The following is a 10654-nucleotide window of genomic DNA, read 5'->3' as shown; positions in this document are numbered from 1 at the left end:
ATTTGAAGAACACAGCCTGGATCTGGGCTTCTTCATCCTTCAGTGTAAAATAGGTATGCCCGGAATAGGGAGTCTTGAGATTGGATATTTCGCCCGTGACCCAGACGGAGGGAAACGTCTCTTCCAGCCGGCCGCGGATCCTTGCCGTCAGCTCATGAACCGTCAGGATATCATAGGGGAGGCTTTGCAGGTCTTCCATGATTTGCGTTCATCCTTAGTACACAAATTCATAAATACGATGACGTAATATTATTATTCGTCATCCCCGAATGTCTCTATCGGGGATCTGGTTTGCGTTAAAACCCGTAAATTGAAAGCACCTATTCATACAAAACAACCATATTCCCGATTAAACCCTCGGGAATGACATAAAATAAAGAGGGCTAAAAGGCCGCCAATACTTCACCATATTTATGAACAGGACCACTTAGTCTTCCAGTCTAAGACGCAGGATATGGTTTGCCTTCCCTGTGCCGGCATCCAGGTCCAGGAGGACCCCGCAGAGGAGCGTGGGTCCGTTCGCGGTGTCGAACCGCTGAGGAATCTGGTAGAGGTACTTTTCAATGATAATCTCTTTTTTGACGCCGATGACCGAGTCTCTCGGACCGGTCATCCCCACGTCGGTGATATAGGCGGTCCCGCCGGGAAGGATCGTCTCATCCGCGGTCTGCACATGGGTATGGGTCCCCAGGACGGCGCTGACCTTGCCGTTTAAGAACCATCCCATGGCGATCTTTTCGGATGTGGCCTCGGCATGGAAGTCAACGATGATGACCGGCGTCTCATGCCGGAGCCTCTCCACCTCGGCCTCCGCGCACCGGAAGGGGCAGTCAAGCGGGTTCATGAAAACCCTTCCCATCAGGTTCAGGAACGCGACCTTCTCGCCCGAAGCCGTGGAAACCACGCAGCTCCCCCGGCCTGGAACACCGGGAGGATAATTGGCCGGCCTGAGAATATTCTTCTGTTCATCCAAAAGCGGGTAGACCTCCTTTTTGTTCCAGATATGGTTCCCTGAGGTCAGGACCTGGATCTCCATGGCCTTGAGCTCCTCGAAAACCTTCGGTGTCAGCCCGAAGCCTGCGGCGGCGTTCTCGCCATTCGCCGCGCAGAGATCGACTCCGAACCGGGTGATCAGTTTCGGAAGTGAACGCGCCGCCGCCTGCCTGCCGGGCTTACCGATAATATCGCCGAGAAAAAGGATCTTCATTGGGAAACTTCCTGATAATCCCTCCCCCATTATGGGGAATAAATTTGGGTTCCAGTGGGTAAAAAGGGTTCGAGGGTTGAAGATCCATAGGGTTCCAGGGGCCGAGGGGTCAAGGGTTCAAGTGAAATACTGATACCGGTAAACCGAGTACAAGAACGCAAGCAAAATCTTCAGAGAAAAACACTGGAACCCTTGAACCCTATAATCCTCGACCCTTTATGTTTTTAGCACTTCTCTTGACCCCTGGAATCCTTGACCCCTTGACCCCTGATGTTTTCATCCACTTTTTTGGAGATGATCCTAAATTTGTTTAACGGTTAAACCGTTTAACAAATTTATTTTGCGTATTCCACAAAACGGCTCTCCCTGATCACGGTGACCTTGATCTTGCCTGGATAGGTCAATTCCTGTTCGATCTTTTTGCAGATATCTCTCACCATGATCGCCGCCTTTTCATCGGATACCTGTCCATTCTCGACGATGATCCGAACCTCGCGGCCGGCCTGTATGGCATAAGACTTTTCCACACCTTCGAAGGTGTTGGCGATCTCTTCGAGTTTTTCAAGCCTCTTGACATAGGCATCCAGGCTCTCTTTTCTCGCGCCGGGCCTTGCCGCTGAGAGCGCATCCGCAGCCGCGACCAGGACGGATTCAGGACAGATCGCCTCCACATCATCGTGATGCGAGGCAATGGCATTGATCACTTTGGGATCTTCGCCGTATTTCCGCGCCAGGTCCGCCCCAATAGCAGAATGGGTCCCCTCGACTTCATGGTCCACGGCTTTGCCGATGTCATGCAGCAGGCCGGCCCGTTTGGCCAGGGTCACATCCAGCTTCAGTTCCGAGGCCATGATCCCGCAGAGATAGGCCACCTCTTCGGAGTGATTCAGGACGTTCTGCCCATAACTGGTCCGGTATTTCAAACGGCCGATCAGCTTGATGATCTCCGGATGCACCGCATGGACACCCACGTCAAACGTGGCCTTCTCTCCTTCTTCCTTAATCGATTGATCAACTTCCTTACGGACCTTGTTCACCACCTCTTCGATTCGCGCCGGGTGGATCCTGCCGTCGCTGATCAACCGCTCAAGCGAGATACGGGCCACCTCTCTCCGGATCGGATCATACCCCGAGAGAATCACGGCTTCCGGGGTGTCATCGATAATCAGATCGATGCCGGTCGCGGCCTCCAAGGAACGGATGTTCCGTCCCTCACGCCCGATGATCCGCCCCTTCATCTCATCACTGGGCAGATTCACCACGGAGACGGTGATCTCCGATGTAAAGTCCGCGGCGCATCTCTGCATGGCCAGGGCGATGATGTTTTTTGCCTCTTTCTCCGCGTTCTCCCGGGTTTCATCCAGAATCCGCTTCACATTCTTAGCGGATTCGAAACGGGCCTCATCCTCCATGTTCTGCATCAGGGTCCGCTTGGCCTCTTCAGAAGACATGCCTGAGATCCGTTCCAGCTTCTGGATCTGTTCGGCCAAGGCCTGGTTGTACTTGGCCTCTTTCTCCTGAACCCGTTTCTCCATGGTCATCAGCCCCTTTTCCCTGCCCTTGACATCCGACTCCTTCTTCTCGATCAGGGTAAAACGCTTCTCAATGTTTTCTTCTTTCTGAGCGAGACGCTTCTCCCTGCTCTGGAGTTCGGAACGGACGTCCTTGGTCTCCTTTTCAAACTCGGAGCGGGCCTGGTAGATCATCTCCTTGGCTTCAAGACGAGCCTCCTTCACCGTCTGATCGGCCTGTTTTTTTGCCGAAACGATGATCCCTTCGGATTCCTTGCGGGACTTCCCGGCCTTCCTCTTGTACATCTGTTGACTGAAGATCCATCCTAAAGAGACCCCGATGATCCCCGAAAGAACGATCCACAGTACGGTCATTAAATCCATATGAATGGTCTTCACCCCCTTAGTGGTTAATGGTTCGTGTCATTTTTGACGGCTTCCTTTTTCTTCTTCCAGCCGTTCATCCTCTCTCGAATCGCCTGCTCGTACCCCTCGCCTGTGGGGTGATAATAATGTTTCTCCACGGAGAGGTAATTTTGAGGAACAAAGTGACCCGGTTCATCATGGGGATACCGGTATCCCTTGCCCCTTCCTAAGGATCCGGCGCCCTCATAATGGGAATCCCTGAGGAAATCAGGGATGGGAAGTGTCTCCCCGGAACGGACGTCCGAGAGGGCCTGTTCCACGGCCATATAAGAGGCATTGCTCTTCGGCGCCGTGGCGATGTACGTGACCGCCTGGGCCAGAATGATTCTTGCTTCCGGCATACCGACCCTCTCCACGGCCCGCTGGGCAGCCTCGGCGATCAAAAGCGCTCTCGGGTCGGCGTTCCCCACGTCTTCGGATGCGCAGATCACGATCCTTCTGGCCATGAAGCGGGGGTCTTCACCCGCTTCAATCATCCTGGCCAAATAGTAAATGGCAGCGTCCGGGTCTGAACCCCGCATGCTCTTTATAAAAGCCGAGGCTGTATCGTAATGGGCGTCTCCATCCCTGTCGTACAGCAGCGCTTTTTTTTGGACCGCCTCTTCCGCCACGGAGAGAGTGAAGTCGATAACCCCGTCCACAGGGAGAGTGGACAGGACACCGATTTCCAGGCTGTTTAAAGCCTTACGGGCATCTCCTTCCGCCAGGGTCACGATATGTTTCAGGGCTTCTTCGGACATCCGGATTTTGATCCGGCCGAAACCCCGAACCGGATCCTCCATGGCGCGTCTTAAAATGCGCATCAGTTCTTCTTCAAGAAGCGGTTTGAATTCGAGGATCCGGGAACGGGAACGGAGGGCCGGGATCAAGGCGAAAAAAGGATTCTCCGTAGAAGCGCCGATCAGAATCATCTTCCCCTTTTCCAGATCAGGAAGCATGGCATCCTGCTGGATCTTATTGAATCGATGGATCTCGTCGACAAAGAGAATGGTCTTTCTCTGCCGGAGTTTTTTCACCTCTTCCGCGTCTCTGGCCGCTTTACGAATATCCACGACTCCGGCTGTGACGGCGTTCAAAGCAACAAAGGCCGCGCCGGTTCTTTCAGCCATGAGGCCCGCCAATGCAGTCTTGCCGGTCCCAGGGGGTCCATAGAAGATAAATGAAGCCATGCGGTCCTCCTCAATGGCCCTGCGAAGCGGTTTGCCGTGGGCCAGCAGATGACGCTGCCCCTCAAACTCGTCCAGGCTTTTGGGACGCATCCGCCATGCCAGGGGGGCATCCTGCTCGGTCTCCGGCCTTTCTTCCTGTTGGAAAAGTTCCAAGACGTCACCTCAAACCTGGGGAAAAATCCTGACTCCAAAAGGGACTTTGATCCTCTTACGGAATAAACTAAAGCCGATCCGGCCCCCAAGGGGTTCTCAAACCTCAATTCGTCTGCGATGATGGTTTGCACACAGGATGGGAAACAAAGGAAGAAGATCGGACAACGATCAGACCGGTCAGTAAAAAGGAGGACCTAAGTCCTTTTATTCCGGGGCTTCGTTGTTTTTTCGAGATAAAAAGCCGTCCCAACCAAAAAATAGGGACAAAGTGAACATTTCTTCATGACCTTCACCGGTTCAGCCTTGTAACATGAGCGTCATCATCACCGATCGCCTGCAGGTTTCTTCAACGGGAACTGCGAAACCTGATGAAGTTCAACCAGGAGTTTTCCCCCCACTTTTAAAGAACCATATGGATGGACCGCTTTATTTAATTTTACAAGCCGGTGAAACTCATCATGTACGAGACTAAACGCTTTCATTGAGGTTTTCCTGCTCCCTTTATTCTCCTGCGCTGCATTTAAAATTCCTTTTTCCTCCCTGAATCAGTCGTTGGGATGTCTTATGGATAAGCAACTCGGTTTATATCATCTCAATATGATCTATATATATAACCCCCCCGCCTTGCCGTGTGGCCGCAACTATTTGAACCTGATAACCCAGGTGGGTACCGTGATAAAGACTTCAGGCTTCCCTCTCAAGAGGGCATGCACACCGTCTTCAGGGCCGGTTCCCATTCAAATAAGTGTTGGCTCAAAACACTGCCGGCCATCACTTGCAAGGCAGGGAGATCAAATGTTCCGTTCAAGTATTTGCTACTATATCGAGGGGGAAAATAAAAGTCAATAGTGAAAAAAATTTGAAGAGAACGAATCTTTTATTTTTTCTGCGCCTTGCCCAAAATGCCGGCCCATTCGTCGACTTTTTTCCTTATTTTTTCCTCCTGTTCATTCATGACCTTTTGCAGGCGGAAGAGCTCATCGGCAATATTAATGGCCGTCAGAATGGCTACCTTGTGGGAGGTGATCACAGAAGATGCAGATGCGACCTCTCTCATCTTTTTATCGACAAACCCTGCGAGTTCCTCCACATATTCAGGCGTGTCTTCCCCCTTTATGGTAAATTCCTGGCCGAAAATCTTAACATTCACCTGGTTTGCCATGGATTTCCCTCCGGATTCCTTCACTGCTGCGGCCTTTGCGCCGGTATAGCCTATTTGATTTGATTAAAACAACTCTTTCTGGACCTTTTCTTCTTCCATATCGATCCCTTCAATTTTTTTCAGGATGTTCTTGATCCTCTGCCTGATCTGTACCCGCTCCTGGCGTAAAGTCTGAATGTCTTCCAATATGGCTTCATCCCGGTCTTTGATCAGATTTTTATCGGCAATCTCTTTTCCCTTCTCTTGAAGGCCCTTGCGGCATGCTTCAAGTTCTTTTTTCAGAACATCATTTTCTTCCTGAAGATTTAAAATGAGATCAAGGGCCTCTTGAATCTTTCGATCCATTGTATCCAGATTAATCATACTCATCTAAAATCCCCTATTTTACGGTATGTTACAATTATCTTTTATAATATAACCTTTAAAGTAACATGTCAAGCACTTTTACCGGTGCTGCAATAATATCTTGACAACATTTATTTTTTAATGTTAAAAATTTGGTATAAAAAACAATGGAGGAAAAAACATTGGCGAATCATGCATCAGCAATCAAACGGATGAGACAAAGCAGTAAACGGGCCCTTCTAAATAAACAGCACCGTTCCAGAATGAAAACACAGGTCAAGAAGGTTGAGTCTTTAATCACTGAAAAGGATATCGAAGGGGCCAAGACCTCCCTTCCCGGGGCGCTCCGTATTTTGGATAAGTCCGTAACCAAGGGTATTATCCACAAGAATAACGCCGCCAGAAAAAAGTCCGCTCTCACGAAAAAGGTGAACCAGCTCGCCTCCCAGTCTTAGCGGCCCGATTCGTAAATACGGTCGCATTCGAGTGCCGTAGGGCGGCCTCATCTGCGTTCCGCTCCTTGCGGCGTACCAGAGGGTACGCCTCAGTCGCGCGCCTTGACAAGACCGCCCTACGCCCCTCTCGGTACGTTACCATATTTACGAATAGGACCACTTAGCGGCCCGATCTGACTGACGGCGCGGCTGGTGTTTCACCCTATTTACGAACAGGATACATCAGCCGGCCGCCTGCAGATGTGATGGATCATCGTCTCGATCCAGATCTGATGCCGGCCGCTTCCGGATTTAATCGATTCATCGAGGGAAGCGATTTGCAGATAGTGGCGGGCGATTTCTTCCTCCTGAAAACCATGCAATTGCCTTAAAAACCTTTTTTCTTGAAATCGGATATTCAGGCGCCGCAGGATTTCGTGTTCCGTGAGGCCTTGCTTTTCAAGCTCTTTTCCCATCCAGATCTTCCGAAACTTTGATGCCAAGGCCGAAAGGATCAGGAGCGGAGGCGTCCCATCTTCAACCAGCCGCGATAAGATCTTAAGGGCCTTTTCGAGATCCTTGTCACAGGCGGCATCCGCAAGTTCAAAGGAATTGAATTCACGTGAATGTCCTGAAACCTCGGTCACGTCAGAGAGCGCGATCTCACCCGGCGTCCCCTTATAGAGCATCAGCTTTTGAAGTTCGTTCTTCAGGACCTGAAGTTCTCGTCCGTGGGCATCCATTAGAAAATGAACCGCTTCGTCTTCGATCCTGTATCCTTGCTGTCTGAGAAACGAACGGATCCATTTCCCGGTTTGTTCTTCATCGTAGGGATGATAAAACCGGATCGAGGGCCATTGCTTCTGGATCTGAGCAAAAAATCTCTTACGCATATCCGGCTTGGCGCACGTCATGACCAGGCAGGTTTCGCGTACCGGATCCTTGATGTATTTTAGAAAACGCTCCTTCTCGGAATCGGGCATCCGGTCCATCTCTTTGACAATCACCAGTTTCGTCCCTCCGAAAAGCGGAACGGTCCCGGCTGATTGCATGATGGCGGATGCATCGGACTCGGCGCCGTAGAAGACCTCATGCCCCATGGACGGATCGCCGCCCCTGGAGAGCTTATTGCGGATCAGGTCGATCATCTCCCGAATCAGGAGCGTCTCTTCACCGTACAGCAGACAGACAGGAGGAATCCTCCCTTGCTGTATCTCTTTTTTAAATATCTCGGCTTTCATAGAGAATTAAAAAAAGGTTTTACACTGTATGACAGGTCCTGCAATCGTCTGCGGTTTTTTTTACACCGCAGGTTTCCCTCTGGTCCTGTCCGACCCGAAAGATCCCTTCCGAGACCCCCTCGGGTATGACCATGTTTTCAAACTCCGGGGGGTGCAGAACAATCTTGGAGGATTCCCAGAACGTGGTGAGGAGTTTCCTCCTGAATCCGTAGATGGCCAGTGGACTGCTCTCAGGAATATCCACTGCGGAGGTGGAAAGATGGACCCGGGCTGCATAATCCGCATGATACGAAACGACCCCGTTCCCGCGTACATGAAAGAAGGGAAAGGATACACGAACGGGAATGGAGATCTTTTTTGCGCTGAAACGGATCTCAATGATTTTTTTACCCTCACATTGTACGGTCAGGATGTGCCGGTTCCTGTCTTTTTTCCATTCAAAGACCGCCTGCTCCTTTTGCAAACCCCATGCCCCCTGATGCCGGTAAGCCTCTTCATGGGACTCCACCTTGGAACAGGGGACATAAAATCCTTTTTTTTTCTTGTACCGGACCAGAGCGGGAAAGGCGCTGAATTCACTCAAAACCCCGAATGACCCGGTGTTGTAGGACGCTGCGTAAAGACCTGACAGAGTCAGTCCGGGCAGGACATCGGCGACCTCCAGGGGAGAAGGCACAAAAGAGACCATCCTCTTGGATGAGACCAGATAAAAAATCATCATGCAGTACCCCCCCAATGTCCAGGGAGGTTTTACACCCTTCATATACCACTCCAACATGGCGGCGACATTTCTTATCCCGGCGGCCTTTTTCTCGGAATCAGTTCTCTCTTAAGATTTATGACCATACCATGGAATTTACCTTTGTTGTATCCGATCCTTGATCCAGGCAATAATCGGATTGGACAAAAAATAGGCCAGGATGGCCGAGGTCAGCCCGATCACCAGGCCTCCGACACTCATGGGGAAAAGGAGCTTCCAGCTCAGATGCAGAATATCAAGGGGATGGGTGGAGGAAAGCTTCAGGGTCCCCGGACCTCCTCCCAGGATCCAACGCCCGACCTTGTAATCCAAAAAAAAGATAAACGAAAAGGTTAAAGGATTCCCGACCCATGTCCCTAATAGAGCCATGAATTTGTTCCCTTTCAACAGCACGGCCAGCGCGACGGCCAAAATCATATGGATCCCAATGAATGGGGTGATCCCCACGAACACCCCGATCGCAAGCCCCCGTGCAATCTCCTGGGGGCTGCTCCGAATCCGGATGAGGCGAAGATACAGATAACGAACCGTCCGTTGCAGGGTCACAGGAATCTCACGCTCGATGACAGGCCCGGCAGGGACTGATCCAATAGGATCCAGAAGATAGGTCTTGCGCCATCATAAATAAAATACCCTAAGTTGTCAATGCCGTCTTAAGATTTCAGAGCTCATCATACCACCACCCGTTGTCTTAAAGCACGGCATTTTTCGTCACCACCGTGATTCCGGACTCGGTGACATGAAAGTGTTTTGCATCTTCATCGGCGTGATACCCGATGATGGAGTTGGGCGGGATCTTGATCCCCTTTTCGATGATGGTCTTCTTGATTTGCGAATTCCTGCCGATCTCGGCATTTTCCATGATCACCGACTGGTAGATGTTGCAGAAGCTGTTCACCCTCACATTGGGCGACAACACGGAGTTCTGTACCCGTCCGCCGCTGATGATGCACCCGCCGCAGACAACGGAGTCGAGGGCCACGCCCATTCTCCCGCCGGCAAACTCCTGCGCAAAAACGAATTTCGCAGGGGGTTCCAACCCCTGAAAAGTGCGAATCGGCCAATCGGGGTCATAGAGGTTGCAGACCGGGCTTACCGATACCAGGTCCATGTTGGCCTCCCAGTAGGCGTCCAGGGTCCCCACATCCCTCCAGTATGCCGCCCTCCGGGTTTTCTTCTCCTTGAAATTGTAAGCATAAACCGCCAGGTCCTTAGCCATCTTGGGGATGACGTTTTTTCCAAAATCATGTTCCGAGCGTTCGTCATCCGCATCTTTCTTCAACTGTTCGACCAGGGACGGGATATTAAACACATAAACCCCAAGCGAGATCAGACATTTGTCGGGTTCATCAGGGATGGTTTGAGGCTTCTTGGGTTTCTCCTGGAAACCCATGATCCTCCCCTTTTTGTCTACCTGGATCACGCCGAAATGACCGGCCTCATATTTTTCAACCTCCAGGGCTGCGACCGTGACATCCGCTTTTTTCGCTTTGTGGAAACGAATGAGTTCTCCGTAATCCATCTTGTATATATGATCGCCGGAGAGCACAAGAAGAAACCTCGGATCTTCCCTCAGGATGGAATAGAGGTTCTGATAAATGGCATCGGCCGTTCCCCGGTACCAGCTCTCGTCGATCCTCTGCTGAGGAGGCAGGGGAACGACAAACTCGTGCAGCTCATGACTCAGGAATCCCCATCCAAGCCGGATATGTCTTTCCAGGGAATAGGACTTGTACTGGGTCAGGACGAAAACCTTCTTGATCCCGGAATTGATGCAGTTGCTGAGGGTAAAATCAACGATGCGGTACTTGCCGCCGAAAGGAACAGCGGGTTTCGCCCGATCTTCCGTCAATGGATAGAGGCGGCTCCCCTTCCCCCCGGCCATGACGACTGCGAGAACTTCTCTGATGCTCCAGTGCATTTCCCTCCCCTTTTTTTCTTTTCCCCCTGCCTTTAAACAGAGCAGAGCGGATTCCCTTCTCAAAAATCCTCAATTTTGAACTTTACATAAAACAGATCGAATGGTCAAGATCAATTCACGCGGATTCCCTTCTCGACGGATCCGGACTCATGGTCTTCAACAGAGTCTCCTGAATCTGCTGAAGTTTCTTTGGGTCCAGGATCTTTTGTCCGAAGACGTCCGTGACGTAAAAGGCATCAATGGCCTTGTCGGCCTCGGTGGTGATCTTTGAGGAGTGGATATAAACCCCCTGATCGGCCAGACAAGAGGTGATTTGATAAAGAAG

10 protein-coding genes, 1 other RNA gene and 2 pseudogenes are annotated in these 10654 nt (G+C 51.1%); 1 reads left to right on the top strand and 12 read right to left on the bottom strand.

The window, feature by feature from the left end; all coding sequences use genetic code 11:
• The 7 genes and pseudogenes from AUK29_02800 to AUK29_02770 form a co-directional block, all read right to left on the bottom strand.
• Positions 1–199: pseudogene (locus tag AUK29_02800) on the bottom strand (hypothetical protein).
• A gap of 228 nt (positions 200–427) precedes the next feature.
• On the bottom strand, positions 428–1237 hold the full coding sequence (locus AUK29_02795; GenBank protein OIP65412.1) for a metallophosphoesterase: 810 nt from the start codon (positions 1235–1237) through the stop codon (positions 428–430).
• Positions 1238–1542: 305 nt separating this feature from the next.
• On the bottom strand, positions 1543–3102 hold the full coding sequence (locus tag AUK29_02790; protein OIP65411.1) for a ribonuclease Y: 1560 nt from the start codon (positions 3100–3102) through the stop codon (positions 1543–1545).
• A gap of 26 nt (positions 3103–3128) precedes the next feature.
• A complete protein-coding gene (locus AUK29_02785; GenBank protein OIP65410.1) occupies positions 3129–4466 on the bottom strand; it encodes an AAA family ATPase in 1338 nt (445 codons plus the stop codon).
• A gap of 612 nt (positions 4467–5078) precedes the next feature.
• A non-coding RNA gene (gene ssrS / locus AUK29_02780) (6S RNA) lies at positions 5079–5258 on the bottom strand.
• Positions 5259–5343: 85 nt separating this feature from the next.
• Entirely contained in the window at positions 5344–5628 is a 285-nt protein-coding gene (locus AUK29_02775) for a hypothetical protein (GenBank protein OIP65409.1), read from the bottom strand.
• A gap of 63 nt (positions 5629–5691) precedes the next feature.
• Positions 5692–5997: a hypothetical protein gene (locus tag AUK29_02770; GenBank protein ID OIP65408.1), complete on the bottom strand. Its 306-nt coding sequence runs from the start codon at positions 5995–5997 to the stop codon at positions 5692–5694.
• A gap of 158 nt (positions 5998–6155) precedes the next feature.
• Between AUK29_02770 and AUK29_02765 the strand changes: the two genes are divergently transcribed.
• Positions 6156–6428 carry a 30S ribosomal protein S20 gene (locus AUK29_02765; protein ID OIP65407.1) on the top strand — a complete coding sequence of 91 codons (273 nt, stop codon included), beginning with the start codon at positions 6156–6158 and terminating at the stop codon, positions 6426–6428.
• A 206-nt stretch (positions 6429–6634) separates the two neighbouring features.
• On the opposite strand, the gene AUK29_02760 is transcribed toward AUK29_02765, so the two are convergent.
• The 5 genes and pseudogenes from AUK29_02760 to AUK29_02740 all read right to left on the bottom strand — a co-directional run bounded on the left by AUK29_02760 (position 6635) and on the right by AUK29_02740 (position 10654).
• Positions 6635–7648 (bottom strand): DNA polymerase III subunit delta, encoded by a 1014-nt coding sequence (locus AUK29_02760; protein OIP65406.1) that lies wholly within the window; start codon positions 7646–7648, stop codon positions 6635–6637.
• A gap of 19 nt (positions 7649–7667) precedes the next feature.
• Positions 7668–8369 (bottom strand): hypothetical protein, encoded by a 702-nt coding sequence (locus tag AUK29_02755; protein ID OIP65405.1) that lies wholly within the window; start codon positions 8367–8369, stop codon positions 7668–7670.
• A gap of 135 nt (positions 8370–8504) precedes the next feature.
• Positions 8505–8999, bottom strand: coding sequence for a hypothetical protein (locus tag AUK29_02750; GenBank protein OIP65404.1), 495 nt, complete (start codon positions 8997–8999; stop codon positions 8505–8507).
• A 100-nt stretch (positions 9000–9099) separates the two neighbouring features.
• Positions 9100–10329, bottom strand: coding sequence for a glucose-1-phosphate adenylyltransferase (locus AUK29_02745; protein ID OIP65413.1), 1230 nt, complete (start codon positions 10327–10329; stop codon positions 9100–9102).
• A gap of 115 nt (positions 10330–10444) precedes the next feature.
• Positions 10445–10654, bottom strand: a pseudogene (locus AUK29_02740) (hypothetical protein).

Source organism: Nitrospirae bacterium CG2_30_53_67 (assembly GCA_001873285.1).
Classification (GTDB): domain Bacteria; phylum CG2-30-53-67; class CG2-30-53-67; order CG2-30-53-67; family CG2-30-53-67; genus CG2-30-53-67.
This window is presented reverse-complemented; position numbering and strand designations above follow the sequence as displayed.